At 51.4% G+C, this 20,005-nt stretch carries 21 protein-coding genes and 2 tRNA genes; 13 read left to right on the top strand and 10 right to left on the bottom strand.

What is annotated here, in order from left to right:
* Positions 1 to 8: 8 nt before the first annotated feature.
* Positions 9 to 482, bottom strand: a complete 474-nt coding sequence (locus AB4K05_RS17535) for a threonine/serine exporter (RefSeq protein WP_368481217.1) — start codon at positions 480 to 482, stop codon at positions 9 to 11.
* The gene (locus AB4K05_RS17530) at positions 473 to 1,249 is read right to left on the bottom strand and encodes a threonine/serine exporter ThrE family protein (protein WP_368481216.1); all 777 of its coding nucleotides are present in this window, start codon (positions 1,247 to 1,249) and stop codon (positions 473 to 475) included. Before AB4K05_RS17530 ends, AB4K05_RS17535 begins: the two co-directional genes overlap by 10 nt.
* Before the next feature lie 278 nt (positions 1,250 to 1,527).
* Between AB4K05_RS17530 and pobA the strand changes: the two genes are divergently transcribed.
* The 4 genes from pobA to bglJ all read left to right on the top strand — a co-directional run bounded on the left by pobA (position 1,528) and on the right by bglJ (position 5,241).
* Positions 1,528 to 2,712, top strand: a complete 1,185-nt coding sequence (gene pobA, locus AB4K05_RS17525) for a 4-hydroxybenzoate 3-monooxygenase (protein WP_368481215.1) — start codon at positions 1,528 to 1,530, stop codon at positions 2,710 to 2,712.
* A gap of 3 nt (positions 2,713 to 2,715) precedes the next feature.
* The gene (locus AB4K05_RS17520) at positions 2,716 to 3,603 is read left to right on the top strand and encodes a helix-turn-helix domain-containing protein (protein ID WP_368481214.1); all 888 of its coding nucleotides are present in this window, start codon (positions 2,716 to 2,718) and stop codon (positions 3,601 to 3,603) included.
* Between the two features lie 274 nt (positions 3,604 to 3,877).
* Positions 3,878 to 4,597 (top strand): LuxR C-terminal-related transcriptional regulator, encoded by a 720-nt coding sequence (locus tag AB4K05_RS17515; RefSeq protein WP_368481213.1) that lies wholly within the window; start codon positions 3,878 to 3,880, stop codon positions 4,595 to 4,597.
* Positions 4,561 to 5,241 (top strand): DNA-binding transcriptional activator BglJ, encoded by a 681-nt coding sequence (bglJ, locus tag AB4K05_RS17510; protein WP_368481212.1) that lies wholly within the window; start codon positions 4,561 to 4,563, stop codon positions 5,239 to 5,241. The genes AB4K05_RS17515 and bglJ overlap by 37 nt, the downstream gene beginning before the upstream one ends.
* Positions 5,242 to 5,251: 10 nt before the next feature.
* On the opposite strand, the gene AB4K05_RS17505 is transcribed toward bglJ, so the two are convergent.
* A complete protein-coding gene (locus tag AB4K05_RS17505) occupies positions 5,252 to 5,710 on the bottom strand; it encodes a YbaK/EbsC family protein (RefSeq protein WP_368481211.1) in 459 nt (152 codons plus the stop codon).
* A gap of 337 nt (positions 5,711 to 6,047) precedes the next feature.
* On the opposite strand from AB4K05_RS17505, the gene AB4K05_RS17500 reads away from it, so the two are divergent.
* Positions 6,048 to 7,394 (top strand): PTS sugar transporter subunit IIC, encoded by a 1,347-nt coding sequence (locus AB4K05_RS17500; protein ID WP_368481210.1) that lies wholly within the window; start codon positions 6,048 to 6,050, stop codon positions 7,392 to 7,394.
* Between the two features lie 35 nt (positions 7,395 to 7,429).
* Here the strand turns inward: AB4K05_RS17500 and fhuF are convergent, their stop codons facing one another.
* Positions 7,430 to 8,218, bottom strand: a complete 789-nt coding sequence (fhuF, locus tag AB4K05_RS17495; RefSeq protein ID WP_368481209.1) for a siderophore-iron reductase FhuF — start codon at positions 8,216 to 8,218, stop codon at positions 7,430 to 7,432.
* Positions 8,219 to 8,314: 96 nt separating this feature from the next.
* Positions 8,315 to 9,379 (bottom strand): GGDEF domain-containing protein, encoded by a 1,065-nt coding sequence (locus AB4K05_RS17490; protein ID WP_368481208.1) that lies wholly within the window; start codon positions 9,377 to 9,379, stop codon positions 8,315 to 8,317.
* 228 nt (positions 9,380 to 9,607) lie between these two features.
* Between AB4K05_RS17490 and AB4K05_RS17485 the strand changes: the two genes are divergently transcribed.
* A complete protein-coding gene (locus tag AB4K05_RS17485; protein WP_368481207.1) occupies positions 9,608 to 9,847 on the top strand; it encodes a DUF1435 domain-containing protein in 240 nt (79 codons plus the stop codon).
* A 36-nt stretch (positions 9,848 to 9,883) separates the two neighbouring features.
* On the opposite strand, the gene AB4K05_RS17480 is transcribed toward AB4K05_RS17485, so the two are convergent.
* The 3 genes from AB4K05_RS17480 to rsmC all read right to left on the bottom strand — a co-directional run bounded on the left by AB4K05_RS17480 (position 9,884) and on the right by rsmC (position 11,334).
* Positions 9,884 to 9,969, bottom strand: a tRNA-Leu gene (locus AB4K05_RS17480).
* 27 nt (positions 9,970 to 9,996) lie between these two features.
* A tRNA-Leu gene (locus AB4K05_RS17475) sits at positions 9,997 to 10,083 on the bottom strand.
* 219 nt (positions 10,084 to 10,302) lie between these two features.
* A complete protein-coding gene (rsmC, locus tag AB4K05_RS17470; protein ID WP_368481206.1) occupies positions 10,303 to 11,334 on the bottom strand; it encodes a 16S rRNA (guanine(1207)-N(2))-methyltransferase RsmC in 1,032 nt (343 codons plus the stop codon).
* Positions 11,335 to 11,530: 196 nt separating this feature from the next.
* Here rsmC and AB4K05_RS17465 point away from each other — a divergent pair, with 196 nt between their 5' ends.
* The 7 genes from AB4K05_RS17465 to AB4K05_RS17435 all read left to right on the top strand — a co-directional run bounded on the left by AB4K05_RS17465 (position 11,531) and on the right by AB4K05_RS17435 (position 17,420).
* Positions 11,531 to 11,944: a DNA polymerase III subunit psi gene (locus AB4K05_RS17465; RefSeq protein WP_368481205.1), complete on the top strand. Its 414-nt coding sequence runs from the start codon at positions 11,531 to 11,533 to the stop codon at positions 11,942 to 11,944.
* The gene (rimI, locus tag AB4K05_RS17460; RefSeq protein ID WP_368481204.1) at positions 11,913 to 12,359 is read left to right on the top strand and encodes a ribosomal protein S18-alanine N-acetyltransferase; all 447 of its coding nucleotides are present in this window, start codon (positions 11,913 to 11,915) and stop codon (positions 12,357 to 12,359) included. The genes AB4K05_RS17465 and rimI overlap by 32 nt, the downstream gene beginning before the upstream one ends.
* A gap of 17 nt (positions 12,360 to 12,376) precedes the next feature.
* Positions 12,377 to 13,054 carry a pyrimidine 5'-nucleotidase gene (gene yjjG, locus AB4K05_RS17455; protein ID WP_368481267.1) on the top strand — a complete coding sequence of 226 codons (678 nt, stop codon included), beginning with the start codon at positions 12,377 to 12,379 and terminating at the stop codon, positions 13,052 to 13,054.
* 92 nt (positions 13,055 to 13,146) lie between these two features.
* Positions 13,147 to 14,736 carry a peptide chain release factor 3 gene (prfC, locus tag AB4K05_RS17450; protein WP_368481203.1) on the top strand — a complete coding sequence of 530 codons (1,590 nt, stop codon included), beginning with the start codon at positions 13,147 to 13,149 and terminating at the stop codon, positions 14,734 to 14,736.
* Between the two features lie 198 nt (positions 14,737 to 14,934).
* Positions 14,935 to 15,096, top strand: a complete 162-nt coding sequence (locus AB4K05_RS17445; RefSeq protein ID WP_234508140.1) for a DUF1328 family protein — start codon at positions 14,935 to 14,937, stop codon at positions 15,094 to 15,096.
* A 119-nt stretch (positions 15,097 to 15,215) separates the two neighbouring features.
* Positions 15,216 to 15,995 carry a TatD family hydrolase gene (locus AB4K05_RS17440; RefSeq protein ID WP_368481266.1) on the top strand — a complete coding sequence of 260 codons (780 nt, stop codon included), beginning with the start codon at positions 15,216 to 15,218 and terminating at the stop codon, positions 15,993 to 15,995.
* Between the two features lie 147 nt (positions 15,996 to 16,142).
* Entirely contained in the window at positions 16,143 to 17,420 is a 1,278-nt protein-coding gene (locus AB4K05_RS17435) for a NupC/NupG family nucleoside CNT transporter (protein WP_368481202.1), read from the top strand.
* Here AB4K05_RS17435 and AB4K05_RS17430 read toward each other — a convergent pair.
* Positions 17,415 to 18,278, bottom strand: a complete 864-nt coding sequence (locus AB4K05_RS17430; protein ID WP_368481201.1) for a YjjW family glycine radical enzyme activase — start codon at positions 18,276 to 18,278, stop codon at positions 17,415 to 17,417. The two genes, AB4K05_RS17435 and AB4K05_RS17430, sit on opposite strands and share 6 nt — an antisense overlap.
* Entirely contained in the window at positions 18,250 to 19,800 is a 1,551-nt protein-coding gene (locus tag AB4K05_RS17425; RefSeq protein ID WP_368481200.1) for a YjjI family glycine radical enzyme, read from the bottom strand. The genes AB4K05_RS17430 and AB4K05_RS17425 overlap by 29 nt, the downstream gene beginning before the upstream one ends.
* Positions 19,801 to 20,005 lie beyond the last annotated feature (205 nt).

Raw genomic sequence — 20,005 nt, 5'->3', positions numbered from 1 at the left:
CTTCTTTTCTATACGCGTGGGCGCTTGCGGTACAGCCACAGTCCCGGAATCGACAGGCCGATGGAGAGTGCGCCAACGATAGATGACGCTTTGAGGAAGTTGCTCAGCAGGGTGATCATCATCTCTTCGCTATAGCCGAAATGGCTGATCTTTACCGCCGAGATCATTGCCGTATACGCGGAGATCCCTGGGAACATCGGGATCACTGCCGCCACGGTGAATATCTTTGGATGCGCAAGATACCAGCGCGACCACTGAATACCGATGCTGCCAACCAGCATTGCTGCAAGGAAAGTGGCCCATTCAATATTGAAGCCTGCGGTCATCATGATAAAGCGCGAAGCATGGCCAATCGCGCCGAGAAGCGCACACCACAGCAAAGCACGTTGCGGAACATTAAAGACCATCGCAAAGCCAACGGCAGGAATCGCTGATAGCACCATGTCCTGCGCCAGCATCAGCAGAAAATTGATTACACCCATCCGCGTAGCCCCCATAACGTCATCGCCATGACCACCCCAACGCAGGTGGCCAGTGTCAACAGGCTGGCGATGGCCCAGCGGGCAAGCCCGGTATTGATATGCCCTTTGAACATGTCGGCGACCGAGTTAATGAGTGGGAAGCCGGGGACCAACAGCAGGACGCTGGCTGCCATGGCTACGGTCGAGGTTTGCTGAAATGTTGGGAGCTGCAGCATGAGCCCGGAGACCGTGGTTGCCACAAAGGCGGTCAGACCGAAGTTAATCTGCGGGTGCATAGAGCGGTGGGTGAGAACCTGGCGAATGTACATGGCTACACTACTGGCACAGAGGGTGACAAACGCGCCGTCCCAGCCGCCGTTGTTGAGTTTGCAAAAACAGGCGCATGACAATCCGACCATGATAACAACCAGCCAGCGCGGGTAGCGCAGAGGTTTAATCAGGGCAAAGCGTTTCGCGACGTCTTTATGATCGAGCAGTTTGTGTTCGGCCATAATCACGATGTGCTGCACCTCGGTGACCACGTGCATGTTGATACCGCGATCGCTATTTTTGCGGGTAGAGGTAAGGCAAAGCCCATCTTTGATGGTTGTCAGTACAATTGCGTTTGAAGAGATTGCACTTTCGACACTGTCCATCCCCAGTGCGAGACCCAGCCGGGTTGAGAGTTCCTCAACAAGGGCGCTTTCCGCGCCATGCTGCAATAGAAAAAGGCCGCACTGAATACAGAGCCGGGTAATGACTCGTTGTTCTGACTGATCGACTTGCATAATCACCCTAGATCAAAAGCGTCTGCGTAATGACCTACTTTTACCCGAAGAGCGCGCAAGGGCTATCCGGTCAGGATCAAACAATGTGCAAAAATTCGTCGGTATTTGTCTGCAGTCAAAGAGTTGATGTCGCCCACACTTTTATAAAACTGTTCGAAAGTGCAATTTTTGAACAGATTATGGCCTTCTTTTTCCTGTCTGACTTATCAAAAATGCATTCTGAAACTTTATGTGCACACAAATTAAACAAATAATTAACCAGAATGCGAGGTCATCCTATGAACACGCAAGTCGCCATTATCGGTGCCGGGCCTTCGGGGCTGCTGCTCGGGCAGCTGCTGCACAATGCCGGGATTAAAACGGTCATACTTGAGCGCCAGACGCCGGAGTATGTACTGGGACGCATCCGCGCCGGCATCCTCGAAAACGGTACCGTGGAGCTGCTGCGTAAGGCGGGAGTTTCTCGCCGGATGGACGCTGAAGGATTGATTCACCATGGTGTTGAATTTCTGTTTGCCGACCGGCGTATCCCGGTGCCGCTTAGTGAACTGACGCAGGGAAAAAGCGTGATGGTATACGGGCAAACGGAGGTCACGCGTGACCTGATGGAAGCACGAGAATCCAGCGGCGCATCGACGATTTATGGCGTTGAGCAGGTTGAGCTTCATGATCTCAAAAGTGATAAGCCGTATGTCACCTTCGTTAAAAACGGGGAGCAGTGCAAAATCGAGTGCGATTTTGTCGCCGGGTGCGATGGATTCCATGGCGTTTCTCGGCAGAGCATTCCGCGCGAAATCCTGCGTGAATACGAAAGCATCTGGCCTTTTGGCTGGCTGGGGCTGTTGTCGGATACGCCGCCGGTTAATCCTGAGCTGATTTATGCGCACCATGAGCGCGGATTTGTTTTGTGTAGTCAGCGCTCACTAACAAGGAGCCGTTACTATTTGCAGGTGCCGCTTAGCGACAAGGTTGAACAGTGGACGGATGAACGCTTCTGGAATGAGCTGAAATGCCGCCTGCCGGATGAGTTAAGTCAAAAGTTAGTGACTGGTCACTCACTTGAGAAGAGCATCGCGCCGCTGCGCAGCTATGTAGTTGAACCGATGCAGTTCGGTCGCATGTTCCTCGTCGGCGATGCGGCGCATATTGTGCCGCCAACCGGTGCGAAAGGACTGAACTTAGCGGTCTCGGATGTCAATTATCTGTGGCGCATATTGCAGCAGTACTACCACAACGGACGCGCGGACCTGCTAAGCCAGTATTCACAACTTGCGCTCAATCGCGTGTGGAAAGGTGAACGATTTAGCTGGTTCATGACCCATCTGTTACATGATTTCCAGGACAAGAGTGCGTTTGACAGGAAAATGCAGGAGGCGGATCGCCAGTACTATCTTGGGTCGCGTGCGGGCATGACGACGATTGCGGAAAACTATGTTGGGTTGCCATATGAAAGGGTGGAATAAAGTATGAAGAGAGCTGCAGGCGAGGTGCGGCCGGTAGATATTGTGCCGGTCTTTAAGCTCTATGGCGAACATATGGGCTGGCCGACACCTGAGCTCTTGCATTGTGAATCAATTCTTCAGCGTAGCAGTTTGTATGAGTGGCACATCCGGGTGCATCAGCATGCTGAGCTGGTGCAGCTGCTGTACTTGCACAAGGGCCAGGCGGAGATCGAGGTTGAGGGAGAGCGGCGGGTGGTCACTGAAGCCAGCATTCAGGTCGTGCCCTCGCTATGCGTGCATGGTTTTCGCTTCTCGCCGGGCACTCAGGGATATGTCCTCTCGTTAGCGCTTCCGCTAGTGAGCCGTCTGGAAACGCAGTTTGGCCGACCATTGGATATTCTCAGCCGTGCTAACTGTATTCCGGTGAAACGGTCAAATCGGCATATTAAGACCTTATTTTCGACCTTACTCAATGAATATACGGAAGATAATGATGCGCGAGAAATGATGCTCTACTCATTGCTGAGCGCACTGCTGGTGTGGATGAATCGGCAAGGCACGCAGGCTGTCGTGGCGGAGGATAGGGGAGAGCGTAAACGCGTCGTACTGCGCCAGTTTGCGCGCTTAATTGAAAGTCACTACCGCGAGCATCTTTCGTTGGCGGAGTATGCGCAAAAATTGGGTGTATCGACAACGCATTTGAACTGTTTGTGCCGAGAGTACCATGGTTCGAGTGCGTTAGGTGTGCTGCACCAACGTCTGCTTCTTGAGGCGAAGAGAAGTTTGCAGTACACCAGTATGACAGTGACTCAAATATCTGATTACTTAGGGTTTAGTGATGTGACCTATTTCTCTCGTTTTTTCCGAAAGAAAGAAGGAATGACCCCGAAAGAATTCAAGGTGGAAATATAACAAGGCAATTAATATACGGCACGTAAATTTTATTTTAACTTAATGCGTGGTTAAGATTTCCTAAGTTACAGCCTGTGAATTGACATGCCATACTTATTTAGTTATTCCTGCCAATGACTCCTTATGTGGCGTTATTTGTTGGCCTATAGGCATAGCGCTGCAATATCTAATTTAATGGAATGTAAGTGGATGGATCCATTTCCTATTGATGTTATCTTGGTATTGAAAGATTTTATATTCAGGAAATGAATCTTCGAATGGATACGGAGGTTTTATGGCGTTAGAATTCTGCAAGTTCGCTGTAATCATCAGCAAAGTACCGGTAATGCAGTCCGGGCTTAGTACTATCATGGGGACGCATTTCCCTGATTATGAACTCAATTTCTGCCAATCCTTGGAAGAGTTAACGCTGCTTCAACTTCGACGTACTGATATTGTTATTGTCGATTTTTCAGGGGAGATAAGGCAACCCCGAGCCCTTTGCGAGCAATACTATACGTTATTATCCCAATATCGTGATATCCATTGGGTATTTATGATTGGCCGGCAATATTATTCATTGGCCATTGAATTTCTCATGCGCCCGGAAAGCACGTTGCTTTCTGATGCCGATCCCATCGAACGTGTGATTCAAGCTATTCAGCAGAATGGTGTGAGCACGGAAAATATTAGCCAAACGCTGCTATCATTACAAAATAATGATGATGAAACCGATACCAGTCGGTTAATTATGCTGACGCTTTCAGAACGTAAAGTACTGCGCCTGTTAGCAAAGGGCTGGGGGATTAACCAAATCGCTACGCTGCTGAAAAAAAGCAATAAAACAATTAGCGCGCAGAAAAATAGTGCGATGCGCCGTCTTTCATTACGCAGTAATGCGGAAATGTACGCTTGGATCAACAGCAATCAGGGAATGAAAGAACTCAATCTCTACTCAGCCTATGGAGAACAAGCAGAATGGAAAAGCACGTTAGGAATCAGTGCATTGCTGTAATTGAGGGCTGCACTATGACGGCGGTTGGGCTGCGTCATTTACTGACGTGTGCTCAAGAAGAGTCCCGTTCTTTTCACTATTTCCGAAGTATCGCCGATTTTAAACTGGCGTTGCAGCAGACTGCCTTTGATGCGGTGATATGTTGCCTATCAGGCACGCGGGAAGTCCGTATCGAATGTCTTTTTACGATGGGGAAAATCGCGTGCCGTTACCCAGACATGACGCGGATTATTCTGGCAAACGATGAGGCTGAAGTCGCACTCATCAAACACCTATCGCCAACCTATATTCATGGCGTGTTGAGTAAATCGATCATTCTGTCCGATCTACAGCGCAGCATGCTGGAGCTTTTGAGTGAGGCTGCATTGGGGAATAAATGCACTGAGGCTTCCTCTATTCAAATAGAATGTCGTTCCCTCAGCCCAACGGAGAGCATGATCTTACGCTATATGACCTATGGCTATTCGTTGATGGAGATTTCTCAACGGCTCGGAAGAAGCATCAAAACTATCCGTGCGCATAAATTCAATGCAATGACTAAGCTTGGCGTAAGCTCTGATGCAGGGCTTCTGAGTGCAGCTGATTTACTGGTTTCCTTACCCGACCGTAACAATGATTTTAGACGCTCGCTAAGCTTGGCCTAACAAATTTTGTTTACTGGCAGACATCAACCCATTCTGCTGAAGTTAGGCTGGCTATTCTCTGTGGCGAAATCCGAACCGCACTGTGGATGGAGCCCGCAGCTGGCAGGACTTCTTCATATTGCTGTAGCGAAATATCGCAATAAACTTCTAATGGATTTTCGAGACCGAACGGGCAAACGCCGCCAACGGGGTGCCCGGTGAGCACGACGACTTCATCGCTGCTCAGCATGCGAGCCTTCGCGCCAAAGGTCTCTTTTAACTTTTTATTGTCCAGCCGTGCATCGCCTTTGGCGACGACTAGTATGGTTTTATCTTTGATCTTTAACGATAGCGTCTTTGCTATTTGTCCTGGCTCAACCTGGTGCGCGGCGGCGGCTAATGCAACCGTCGCTGTGCTTTGTTCAAGCTCGATAATCTGAATGTCTGGGGCGTGCTCGGCAAAAAATTCTTGTACAGACTGTAGGCTCATCGTTCCCTCCTGATTTTTCGGCGAGTCACTTTGTCATAAAGCGAATTCGGTTGTAAATATTGCGATGAAGTTGTGCAAAAATTGTTTGATTTCTGGATCTCCTTCACAATCAATGCAACCGGTTACTGTAACCGGTTGCTGTTATTCGTTCGGCGATTGATACTGCGGGGGTAACTTCCTTTGTATCTATAATAAGAGCCGTGTATGAACTGTATTCAAATGAACATCAATGCGGGCCACACATCCGCGCGTCATGGTAGTTCATCGTATGCCCAGTTATGCGTCGGCAAAATCGTTGTTGCTGTGCTTACGTCTCAAGCCTGTCAGGAGGGCTGCTATGTCTGCTAATCACGCTGCATTTAATTTAATATTTCGTTTTGTAGAAAACTATATAAGTCCCGTTGCAGGACGAATTTCATCTCAGCGCCACGTCATGGCTATCCGTGACGGTTTTATCTCCGCGATGCCTTTTATGATCGTCGGCTCGTTTTTGCTGGTGTTTGCCTATCCTCCGTTCTCACCGGATACCACCTGGGGCTTTGCCCGCGCGTGGTTGGATTTAGCGAAGGAGTTTGAAGGTCGTATTCTGACGCCGTTTGATATGACGATGGGCATTATGTCTATCTATATCTGTGCGGCAATATCGTACAACCTCGGTAAACACTACGAAAAAACTAACCAGCTTGACCCGTTCATGTGCTCGATGCTGTCCATCATGGCATTTTTGCTGGTTGCTGCACCGAAAACCAGCGGCCATCTGCCAGTCGATAGCCTTGGGGGAACCGGGATCTTTACTGCGATTCTGGTTGCGGTGTACTGCGTTGAAATGATGCGTTTTCTGAAAATCCGCAACATCGGTATCCGGCTGCCGGATCAGGTGCCGCCGATGATCAAAAACTCATTCGATCTGCTGATTCCAGTATTGGTTGTGGTGCTGACGCTGTATCCACTGAGCCTGTTTATTCAGAGCCAGTTCGATATGCTGATCCCACAGGCCATCATGTCAGTCTTTAAACCGCTGGTTTCTGCCGCTGACTCCTTACCGGCCATTCTGCTGGCGGTGCTGATTGGCCACCTGCTGTGGTTTGCGGGCATCCACGGCGCAGCAATTGTTTCCGGTATGCTGCAGATGTTCTGGCTGACCAACCTTGGACTGAACCAGACAGCACTGGCGCAGGGCGCTCCACTGCCACATATCTTTATGGAAGCCTTCTGGACCTTCTTTATTGTGGTGGGCGGTTCAGGTGCCACGATGGGGCTGGTGTTCTGCTATCTGCGTAGCCGTTCGGCGCATTTGCGTTCTATCGGTCGTTTGAGCGTAGTCCCGAGCCTGTTTAACATTAACGAACCGGTGATCTTTGGTACGCCAATCGTTATGAACCCCGTGTTCTTTATTCCGTTCCTGTTGGCTCCAATGGTGAATGCCGTGCTGGCTTGGGCGGCAATGAAGCTGGATCTGATTGGTCGCGTTATTTCGGTGGTACCGTGGACGGCGCCAGCACCAATTGGCGGCGCATGGGCATTAGGCTGGGACTTCCGTGCGGCAATTCTGGTCGTAATACTGGCCTGTGTATCCGCGATTATTTACTACCCGTTCTTCAAGGTATATGAAAAACAACTGCTTGAGCAGGAAGAAGAAGAAGCGCAGCGTGTGGCGTCAGAAGAGAGCCAGCAGGTTGCATAAGTCGTAAGAGATCGGCGGGGCGAATGCCCCGCTAATCATTTAAGCGTGCAGTCGCCGCATTGTTGGACGTCTGGCAAACGGTAGCGTTGGCAGCAGGTGCGGCGAACCAAGCGCCCCTCGCGCAGTACGACGGTGCGCCAAAGAGGGTTATCTAAACCATTGGCCAGCGTTTGGGTAAAGAAACAACGTTGGCGCAGTAGGCTCACCTGTTCTTCCCCGAGCAGGGCAATCATTTCTCCGAGATACCAATTAATTAAATAACCGGTATTACTCCAAATAAGCTTCCCGTTAATTTCATCCGTCGCTTCCAGCGCGGTGATGACCGGCATCAGCGTCTGCGTCACGATGCTATCCATACGCTCGACGATTGGCTTCTGGCTGGCGCGGAGGTCATGGTGCACGTCGACCCAGAAGCACGCCGCACGGCCGGTTTCGTGAAACTCAACGCGGAAATGGTCAGGGGAGAGATTGATGGCCGAATCTTCAGTCAACAATGCGAGCATTAATGGTGGTACAAGCAGACCGATGTACCACTGTGCCCAGAGCGAAATCAGCGGTTTATTTTCCCGCGGCTGCATGGGCTGGTTACGGTAGATATGGTCGGAGTATATCGCTAGCAGAGAGCTGAGTTCTGTCGGTTTTGACCACTCAGCTAACGTTTTGGCGCGATCGGGAGCGGTTTCATTCAGGCGGAAAAGCTCCAGCATATGCGGACGCTGTTCGGCAATCTTGGCCCGCACCGATTCCGCAAACGCATTTTCCCTCGTGGGAAGCGATGCGCGCCAGATCAGGTCATCTGCAATAGGTGCGGAGCGGTAAGCCATAGAAAAACACAAATCTAAATGATAATTATTAGTAATCGTAACCATGGATAAAACCAAGCGCAAGCGGTTTATCGACCGCGCTTGGTTTTTGTGAGCTTAGATGGCGGGAATCTGATCGCTGGTCAGGATATTATTACGTCCCATGTTTTTCGCTTCATACAGCGCCTTATCGGCCATCGCCATTGCGGCATTGATGTCTGTATCTTTTAACGGCGCGACACCTATGCTAACGGTCACGTGGGTGGCGACGCTGGCATTAAACATATGTGGAATTTTGAGATCGTAAACGTGCTGGCGGATCCGCTCTGCCGCCTGCATCGCGGTGGGAATATCGCAATTGGGTAGCAATACCATAAACTCCTCGCCACCAAAGCGGGTCACAATGTCACGTGAGCGCACGGAATTACGGATAGCCGCAGAGACGCGCATTAGCGCCTGATCTCCCATCATATGGCCGTAGTGGTCGTTGTAGGCCTTGAAGTGGTCGATATCCAGTAGCAGCACTGAATGCTGCCCTGCGCCTAGCGCCAGCAGTGATTCTAGGCGGAACTGGAAACCACGGCGATTATAGAGTCCGGTAAGTGGATCGAGCATGCTCAAGCCATTTAACGTCTCTCGTTCTTCGAGCAACTTATACATTAATCCCTGAGCGAATTTATCGTTACGCTGTTGGATAACATATTGGATAGCAATGCCGATTAACGGAAGCGCAAAGCAATAGGCCATTCGCCACCATTGTTCTGTGCCGCTGGTTAGCAGACAAACAATAAATGTCGGCAATGAATGTAGGGTAAAAGCGACGATATTATTTGAAAATGCAATAGTCCCAACAAATAGCACACTGAATAATGCGACCAGTTGGAAATTGTCATTTGCGGAATGAAGAATCTGAGTTTTACTTAAAACATGCCAAGCCCACAAGCCGCCAAAAATTGCCGAAATTAGCGGTACATTCAAACGGATACGGGCATATCGCCAGTTCCATAGCAATAGAATGCCGCTGCCCACCGCAATCAGCGCTGCGGGCAGAGGGAAAATACTGACGTCATATATCGGGCTAAAGACGGATAGCGCCGACGAGACGAGGTTTAGAAACAAAAACAGCCGGAACGTGAGCTGATATTTTTGTGCGCGCAGCGTGCGCCATGATTGTACGGTCATTGTTAGAAGTTGTAGTCAGCCTTAAATAAATAAGTAAGTACATAAAAAACAAGAATAAAAGATGGTTCTAAACACGACTATTTTATTATTTGACATATTATTTTCGGTACAACGTATCACCATACAATATACATGTCATTAATGATTATGAAACCTTAGACTATAAGCTGACAAATAACAAAAAATAACATATGATATTGAGTATCATTATCATTTGCGGATTGGATCATGTTGCAAAGAACATTAGGCAGCGGCTGGGGCGTACTGCTTCCGGTTGTTGCACTTGCGATACTCATCGCGATGGGTTTGTCGGCTGACGTTTGGCGCGGGGTGATAGTCGTTGGCTTACTGCTTAGCGGGGCAATGATTTGGCATCGTCAACTGCGTCATTTCGTACTTCTGCCATCATGCATTGCATTGATAGGCGGCATGGTTCTGATAACGATGAATTTGAAGCTAATGGGATAATGCAGAGAAGGAAATGCAGGGAGAGAACGAGGAAACTGGTGCGAGGGGGGGGACTCGAACCCCCACATCCTAAGGACACTAACACCTGAAGCTAGCGCGTCTACCAATTCCGCCACCTTCGCACAGTGCGAGCGATATAACGTGGTTTATGGTGCGAGGGGGGGGACTTGAACCCCCACGTCCGTTAGGACACTAACACCTGAAGCTAGCGCGTCTACCAATTCCGCCACCATCGCATACCATCGATACTTAAAAAGTATCGTTACCACGGAGGCGCATTCTAGTGGTTTTACGCTGTGCGTCAATAGTTAATTGCGGGCGTTCGAGCGATCGTCGAAAAAAAAGACGTTTATGCGAGACGGCAGTTTTGTAGGCCGGATAAAGCGTTTACGCCGTCATCCGGCGCTACGCTTGACAATGCCGGATGGCGCTAGCGGTCATCCGGCCTACATGTATCAGGCTTTTTTCGCCTGGCGGGTCAGCACGGTGCGATAAACCTTGAAGCGACCGGTCTGGGCAAGCACTTCGTGGAAACCAAACATCTCATCCAAAATTGCCGGATACGGCAGGAAGGCGTTGGCCACGATACGCAGCTCGCCGCCGCTGTTCAGATGGCGAACCGCACCACGGATCAGCGTTTGTGCCGCGTCGAGGCTGGTTTGCAAGCCGTCATGGAAAGGCGGGTTGGAGATAATCATATCGAAACGTCCGCTAATCTCGGAGAAGACGTTACTCGCCAATACCTCACCTTCGATACCGTTAGCAGCAAGCGTCGCGCGGCTTGCTTCAACCGCTGCTGCATTTACATCGCACAGCGTTAAGCGGACCTTTGGAGAGTGGCTGGCAAGGGATACAGCGAGCACGCCCGCGCCACAACCAACATCCAGCACTTTACCTTTGGTATGCGGAGTGAGCGTGGAGAGCAGCAGTTTGCTACCGACGTCCAGACCATCACGGCTGAAGACGCCTGGCAGAGTTTTGATAGTCAGGTCGTCCTGAGCGTATTCGCTCCAGAATGATTCGGCATCAAAGGTCGGCTGTTTTTCTAGACGGCCGTGATAGAGGCCACAGCGACGTGCGCTGTCAATTTTGTTGAGCGGCGCGAATTCAGCCAGCATTTGTTCTGCGCTGCGCACACCGCTACGGTTTTCACCCACAACGAAAATATCTGTGCCCACCGGTAGCAGGGAAAGAATGTTCATCAGTTGGAACTGAGCTTCTGGCTTGTTCTTCGGCCAGTAGTAAATAAACGTATCGCTGTCCGCGACATCTTCCGCCTCGGCAACAAGGCTATAGCGGACGCAGTCGTTCATCTGGCGGCTCAGTACCTGCCAGTGGTGTAACTGCTGGGTATGCGCGCGGCTGGCCGCGGTTTCCAGACGAGCGGGCAGGTCATCCTGCAAATCGCCGGCAAAGAAAATACGGCTCTGTTCGAAATCATCACTGTGGCGCAGCAAGACTTCACTTGCCGGGGTAAAAGCAGACATGAATAGTTCCTCATTAAACTCAGGCGACGATTATACACATCATCCTTCAAGTTGCCTCTACGTTGACTGCACTCATTCACCTCCACGTGCTCCCTCCGGGGCCAGCGTTCAAATGATTTTGTGCATATAGAGTGTCATTGGCGCAGTTTCGATGAATTTGCTATATTTGCGCCCTTGATAGACAGGAGCGTTTCACATGACATCCCGGCGAGACTGGCAATTACAACAGTTGGGTATTACCCAGTGGTCACTGCACCGCCCCGGGGCGCTAAAGGGTGAGGTCGCTATTACGCTCCCGCCGCACGTTCGTTTAGTGATGGTCGGTGAAGCGCTACCCGCGCTGACTGAGCCATTAATAGGCGATATTTTACGTGCTTTATGTCTGACTCCTGACCAAGTTTTACCGCTGACGCCCGATCGTGTCGCCATGCTGCCTCAGGGCAGCCGTTGCCATCGCTGGCATCTTGGCAATCAGACATCGGCCACGCTGGAAGGCGTTGTACTTACGACGCCAACATTTAACGAACTGCAAGCTAGCGCGCCCGCGCGCGCCGCGCTTTGGCAACAAATTTGCGCCCATGAACACGATTTCTATCCTCAGCACGACTGATTTACCTCGCGCCTTTCACATCGAAAAACGCGCCCATGCGTTTCCTTGGAGTGAGCAAACATTTGCCAGCAATCAGGGCGAACGCTATCTGAATCTTCAGATGTCGGTCGATGACGAGATGGCAGCCTTTGCGATTACGCAAATCGTATTGGATGAAGCGACGCTATTTAATATTGCCGTCGATCCGGATTATCAGCGTCGCGGTCTGGGGCGCGAGTTGCTTGAACATCTCATCGATACATTAGAAGCGCGCGGCGTGGTGACGTTATGGCTTGAGGTTCGCGCATCAAACCAGGCGGCTATTGCCCTGTATGAGAGTTTAGGTTTTAACGAAGCGACCATTCGTCGCAATTATTACCCCACGGCGGAAGGCCGTGAGGATGCCATCATTATGGCACTGCCAATCAGTATGTAAGACAAGGTGAAAAGATGATGAAGTGGGACTGGATTTTCTTCGATGCCGACGAGACGCTGTTTACGTTTGACTCGTTTAGCGGCTTACAGCGGATGTTTCTCGACTACAGCGTGACCTTTACCGCGGAAGATTTTCAGGACTACCAGGCGGTCAATAAACCGCTGTGGGTGGATTACCAGAATGGCGCCATTACGTCACTCCAGCTTCAGCATCAACGTTTTACCGGTTGGGCAGAACGTTTGAACGTGCACCCGGGCGATTTGAACGATGCCTTTATGAATGCGATGGCCGAGATTTGCGCGCCGCTGCCGGGTGCAGAATCACTGTTAAATGCCCTAAAAGGCAAAGTGAAAATGGGCATTATTACTAACGGCTTTACGTCGTTGCAGCAAACGCGTCTCGAACGTACCGGTTTTAGTAATCACTTTGATTTGCTGATTATTTCTGAAGAAGTTGGTGTCGCAAAACCCGATCGGCAGATCTTTGATTATGCCCTTGAACAAGCCGGTCAACCGGACCGCTCCCGCGTGCTGATGGTGGGTGATACCGCTGAGTCAGATATTCGCGGTGGCATGAATGCCGGATGGGCAACCTGCTGGTTGAATGCGCACCAGCGTCCGCTGCCGGAAGGCATTAAGCCTGACTGGACCGTTACCTCATTGCCTGAACTGGAGCGACTCCTGTGTAAACAGTGATTGCCAGCCCCCTATTGATGGGTAAAATAGCCGCAATTTTCTCGTATTCAACATGCGTGGCGCATTGCCACGTTTACTAAGAAGAATGAATTATGACGTTGTCTCCTTATCTGCAAGAGGTGGCCAAACGCCGCACTTTTGCCATTATTTCTCACCCGGATGCCGGTAAAACGACAATCACTGAAAAGGTCCTGTTATTCGGACAGGCTATTCAGACCGCCGGGACGGTAAAAGGCCGTGGTTCCAACCAGCATGCAAAATCTGACTGGATGGAGATGGAAAAGCAGCGTGGTATTTCCATTACCACGTCGGTGATGCAGTTCCCGTACCGTAACAGCCTAGTCAACCTGCTCGACACCCCAGGGCACGAAGACTTCTCGGAAGATACCTACCGTACTCTGACGGCGGTGGACTGCTGCCTGATGGTTATCGATGCCGCAAAAGGTGTAGAAGACCGTACCCGCAAGCTGATGGAAGTTACCCGTCTGCGCGATACGCCAATTCTGACCTTCATGAACAAACTTGACCGTGACATCCGCGATCCGATGGAAGTACTGGATGAGGTTGAGCGCGAGCTGAAAATCGGCTGTGCGCCGATCACTTGGCCAATTGGCTGCGGCAAGCTGTTCAAAGGCGTTTATCATCTTTATAAAGATGAAACCTACCTGTATCAGACCGGTAAAGGCCACACCATTCAGGAAGTCCGTATCGTCAAAGGGTTGAACAACCCGGATCTCGATGTGGCGGTTGGTGAAGAGCTTGCACAGCAGTTGCGCGATGAGCTGGAGCTGGTGCAGGGTGCGTCCAACGAGTTCGATAAAGAGCTGTTCCTCGCGGGTGAAATTACGCCGGTCTTCTTCGGCACCGCGCTGGGCAACTTTGGCGTGGACCACATGCTGGACGGTTTGGTGGAGTGGGCGCCAGCGCCGATGCCGCGTAAAACCGATACCCGCTTAGTTGAAGCAGAAGATGAACGCTTCACCGGCTTTGTATTTAAAATTCAGGCCAACATGGACCCGAAACACCGCGACCGCGTCGCATTTATGCGCGTGGTGTCCGGCAAATATGAAAAAGGCATGAAGCTGCGCCAGGTCCGCATTGGCAAAGACGTGGTGATTTCCGACGCGCTGACCTTCATGGCGGGCGACCGTTCACACGTTGAAGAAGCTTATCCGGGCGACATCATCGGTCTGCACAACCACGGCACCATCCAGATTGGTGATACCTTCACCCAAGGCGAGATGATGAAGTTCACCGGTATTCCGAACTTCGCACCAGAACTGTTCCGCCGTATTCGCCTCAAAGATCCGTTGAAGCAAAAACAGCTGTTAAAAGGGCTGGTTCAACTGTCGGAAGAGGGCGCCGTGCAGGTCTTCCGTCCTATCGCTAACAACGATCTGATCGTTGGTGCGGTCGGTGTGCTGCAGTTTGACGTGGTCGTTGCGCGCCTGAAAAGCGAATACAACGTTGAAGCTATCTACGAATCCGTTAACGTCGCGACTGCCCGTTGGGTAGAAAGCAAAGACGTGAAAAAATTCGAAGAGTTTAAGCGTAAGAACGAAATTCAGTTGGCGCTAGATGGCGGCGATAACCTTACCTATATCGCCCCAACGATGGTTAACCTTAACCTGACTCAGGAACGTTATCCTGAAGTTGAGTTCCGTAAAACCCGCGAACACTAATCGCCCCTCAGAGCACGGCGCCCGCCGTGCTCTGTCCTTTCTTTTTTTGTCTTATCCCCAACAGATTGTTCTTAATTGTCCCCACTTATAACGCAGCGGCACGATTTTTGGCCTAGTCTCTTATCTGTAACATGAAGAAAACATGATGACTTGTTGGTTCTACAGCAGGGTCGGCACGTACGGATAAAGGAGAATCATATGTTTCGTTGGGGCATTATCTTTCTGGTTATCGCGTTGATTGCCGCCGCGTTGGGTTTCGGTGGTTTGGCGGGGGCAGCAGCAGGCGCGGCAAAAATTGTATTTGTCGTCGGTCTTATCCTGTTCTTGGTCAGCCTGTTTATGGGACGTAAGCGCCCGTAGCGACTTTTCCTCACAGCAACCACGTCTAAGTCAGCGCCTAAGCGCTGGCTTTTTTTATGTATTCCTCTGTGGCAGTGATTTACGATATCCCCATTCCGACCCCGACCGTCGAGGCGCGCGTGACCTACCGTTTTATCGATACCCACTGTCATTTCGATTTTCCCCCTTTCACCGATTATGAATCGGCAAGCCTTGAACAGGCCGCAGCGGCCGGGGTCGAAAAGATTATTGTTCCGGCGATCGAGGCCGCACGCTTTAGCCGTGTTCTCAGTCTTGCGGCGGATCACCAACCGCTGTACGCCGCCCTCGGCTTACATCCGATCGTGGTCGAACGCCATAGTGACCAGAGCCTTGAGCAACTGGAAGCCTTTCTGGCGGCAAAGCCGGAAAAGCTGGTTGCCGTGGGGGAAATTGGTCTTGATCTGTATCGAGAAAATCCGCAGTTTGAGCGCCAGCAGTACCTGCTGGATGCGCAATTGCAGCTGGCTAAACGCTACGAATTGCCGGTTATTCTGCATTCGCGGCGGACCCACGATAAGCTGGCGCTGCACCTGAAACGGCACAATTTGCCGCGAACCGGCGTGATCCATGGATTTTCAGGCAGCTTGCAGCAGGCTGAGCGCTTCGTGCAACTGGGCTATAAAATTGGCGTCGGTGGCACAATTTCTTATCCCCGCGCGAATAAAACCCGTGACGTGATGGCGCGTCTACCGCTAGATGCGTTAGTGCTGGAGACCGACGCACCCGATATGCCGTTGAATGGTTTCCAAGGCCAGCCGAACCGACCTGAGCGGATTGCGGATGTCTTTACGCACCTGTGTTCTTTACGAACGGAACCCCCGGAAGCGATAGCAGCCGCGTTGATCAATAATACGCGGGCACTCTTTACTGCGCTTTAGAGTGATGTGCATCCCATTATCGAATTTTATTATGTTACCGTTGCGTAAAACTTGTGACATTGAACAAAAAAGATAATTGCATACGGTTATAATCCACGCCGTTGGTTTGCCGTAATTATTATATTTTTCAATGCACAGGGACTATGTATGCAAATCCTCATGGGACTTATCGGTATGGTGGTGCTGCTCGCCATTGCCGTATTGCTTTCCAGTAATCGTAAAGCTATTAATCTCCGTACCGTTCTTGGCGCTTGGATTATCCAAGTCGGGATCGGCGCGCTAATCCTCTATGTACCTGCTGGACGTAAAGTTTTGCTGGCGATGTCGGAAGGGGTGGCTAACGTTATCGCCTATGGTAACGAAGGTATCGGCTTCCTGTTCGGCGGCTTGGTTTCCGATAAGATGTTTGAAGTCTTTGGTGGCGGTGGTTTCGTATTTGCACTGCGTGTACTGCCGGTTATCGTCTTCTTCTCCTCATTGATTGCCGTGCTTTATTATCTTGGCATCATGCAGTTTGTTATCCGCATTCTTGGCGGCGGCCTGCGTAAGGTGCTGAAAACGTCGCGTACGGAATCCCTTTCCGCGACGGCGAACATTTTCGTTGGTCAGACCGAAGCGCCGCTGGTGGTGCGTCCATACATCGCAACAATGACTCGTTCTGAGCTGTTTGCTGTGATGTGTGGTGGGCTGGCGTCGGTGGCGGGTTCAGTTCTGGCGGGCTATGCGCAAATGGGCGTGCCGCTGGAGTACCTGATTGCGGCGTCGTTTATGGCGGCTCCGGGTGGTTTGTTGTTTGCGAAAATCATTATTCCAGAAACGGAAACGCCGAATGACTCTCCTACGCTTGAACAGGAAACGCCGGATATCGATCGTCCGAGCAACGTGCTGGACGCTGCGGCATCCGGTGCAGCATCTGGGATGCAGCTGGCGCTGAACGTGGGTGCGATGCTGTTGGCGTTCATCGCGCTGATTGCGCTGCTGAACGGGATGCTTTCGGGGATTGGCGGTTGGTTTAACCACCCGGAACTGTCACTGCAGTTAATTCTGGGCTGGGTCTTCTCTCCGCTGGCGTGGGTGATTGGCGTGCCGTGGAGTGAAGCGACGGTAGCGGGCTCGTTTATCGGCCAGAAGCTGGTGATCAACGAATTCGTGGCCTACATGAACTTCGGTGAATACCTGAAGGCGGATGCCGAGGTTGCTGCGGCAGGGCTGCAGGTTATTTCAAACCAAACCAAAGCGATTATTTCCTTCGCGCTGTGCGGCTTTGCTAACCTGTCTTCTATTGCAATTCTGATAGGTGGCCTTGGCAGCATGGCACCAAAACGCCGTCCGGAAATTGCGCAGTTGGGCCTGAAAGCGGTGGCAGCCGGGACGCTCTCTAACCTGATGAGCGCCACGATTGCGGGTGTATTCCTTGCCCTATAAGTAAAGCGCTGGAGGGATAAGCCTCGTTATTCCTCCGGCCTGTAGCGCTAGGCTGACGGCTTCAATGTCCTGAGGCCCGGCGCTCCGCCACGTTTTCGCTTCCCCGTAAACACCATGATTGTGAAAAGCATTCAACCGTACCGGTACATCTCCTAGACTGACAATAAATTCACTCAACGCTACGGCGTGCTGCAGAAAATCCGTTTGCCCAGGGATCACCAGCAGCCGCAGTTCGCTTAGCATTCCCCGCTCGGCCAGCCATTTAATGCTTTGTTTGATACGTGCGTTGCCTTTCCCGGTCAGCGCAAGGTGTTTGTCGTTATCCCAAGACTTTAAATCCACCATCACTCCATCGCATACCGGACGTAGCTTCTCCCAGCCGGTAATCGGTAATTCACCGTTGCTATCAACCAGACAGGTCAAATGTGCGAGCTGTGGTGTCTCTTTTATGCGTTGGAAGAGCGTGCAGATAGACGGCAACTGGGTGGTGGCCTCACCGCCGCTGACGGTAATACCTTCGATAAATGGCGATACTTTGCTTATCTGTTGGATAAGCTGCTCTACGCTCATGCGCTGCGCCATCGGCGTGGCCTGCTGCGGACACAGATGCAGGCAGGTATCACATTGTTGGCAGTTATCCGTTTGCCACAGCACTTTACCCTCACTCAGGCTCAGTGCTTGATGTGGACAATGAGGGACGCACTCCCCGCAGTCGTTGCAGCGCCCCATCGTCCATGGGTTATGACAGTTCTTACAGCGCAAATTGCAGCCCTGTAAAAACAGGGCCAGGCGGCTGCCCGGCCCATCAACGCAGGAAAATGGGATGATTTTACTGACTAAAGCGCATCTGCTGTTCATGGCTCACGACGCGAGGTTGACGTTCGAGGATGCGCGTATTGCGCGCGGCTTCTTCACCCAGCCAGGTGGTATTGGTACGGGAACCTTCGGTGCGGTATTTCTCTAAATCGGACAGGCGCACCATATAGCCGGTGACGCGAACCAGATCGTTACCGCTGATGTTAGCGCTGAACTCGCGCATGCCGACCTTGAATGCACCGAGGCACAGTTGCATCACCGCCTGCGGGTTTCGTTTCACCGTTTCATCAAGCGTCAGGATGTCGCTGATCCCTGCCGTGTAGTGCGCATGATGCGGCGCTACTGTTAGCAAATGCGTTATCGGGTCCGGCTCGTCGCCATAAGGCAAGCGCGCGCCCGGCGTGGTGCCGGTATCTGAACTGATCCCCGACTGCGCATGTAGCAACGCACGCTGTTGCCAACCGTACTGCACCGGCGTACGGGCGACGAAATCGGCCAGTGCGGCGCTGATGCGGTAGGCAAGCTGATTGGCTGCTTCATCTTTGCCGTAGCGCGCATCGATGCCCTCACGCTCGCACAGAGCGTTAACGGCTTCGGCCAGCGAGTAAATGCCGAACATGGGCACAAATCGGTCGGGGTCTATCAGCCCTTCACTCACAAGGAAGCTATTCTCAAAGAAGTGCGACTGTTCATAAAGGAAGCGGCAGCGTGCATCGATAATTTCGGTTTGCAGCTGGCAGTAGTGCGGCAGCTGGCGGGTGAAAAAGTCATCAATAGACTGACTGCGTAAGGCGACCTGCTGCAAATTCATGCGCACCAGCGTACTGCCGCCGCCCGCCACGGGCAGCGAGTTGTAGCAGCTGACGATGCCATACTGACCTTTTGTGAAAATTTTATCATTCAACGGCCCATTCGCAATATGCGGTTTGCTGCACTCGCAAATATTTTGTGCCACCTGGAGCAGTAAATCGTCAGGTGTTATTTCCGGATCATAGATGAAGGTCAGGTTTGGTGCGACCTGCTTAAGCTCTGCTTCAGCGCGTAGAATTGCACGGGTGATTGGCGTGTCGTGTGGGCCAATGTTGACGTGGGTAAAGGCGTCTGGCAGCGTGCGGTCAAGATAGCGCCAGAAACGTTTTATTCGAATGTCGACTTCATTTTGTGTTAGAATTCTAACATATGGTGACAAGAGCGCATCAAGATGGCCGAGGTAAACCGGCATTGCGGTGACGGAAGGTACGTGGTGATACAGGATGGTCAGCAGTGAAAGCGCATCATCCAGATCCTGTGCGCCTTCCAGTTCCAGCCACTCTGAACCGTGTGCGAGGAAACGAGCGTAATCCGGCAGGACGTAGCGTGGTTTATAAGGCGCATGTCCTTCAAACATATCGCAGATGACGCCATTGGTGAGCGCCGCCTGAGCCTCTTCAGATATTGTTGGATACGGCAGGGCGTTTTCGGCTTCTAAAGCCAGAAAATGGCGTTTCTGTTCCGGGGTTAATACGGAGCTTGTCACAATTTGCTGGCAGTGTTGCAGCAGCGGTGAATCAATCGATGTTGGCATGTTCGGTTCCTCAGGCGAGCGATGCGAGAAGTGTATGAAAAGCGATGCGACGATCCTTTGATCCGAGCGGTTGAATTGGCGCTTTAAATAGCGCTTTTACTGCCAAAATTTGAACTTCGTCGCGTTGTTGTAATGCAAATTTGTACGAAGTTTTCACTAAGTGTGATGGAAGTCGAAGTGTGAACGCGGGGCGGTGTTACAATAA

Origin of the sequence: Kluyvera sp. STS39-E, assembly GCF_040932435.1 — a bacterium.
Lineage (GTDB): Bacteria > Pseudomonadota > Gammaproteobacteria > Enterobacterales > Enterobacteriaceae > Kluyvera.
Note: the sequence above shows the minus strand (reverse complement) of the source record. Positions and strands in the feature narration are given on the sequence as shown.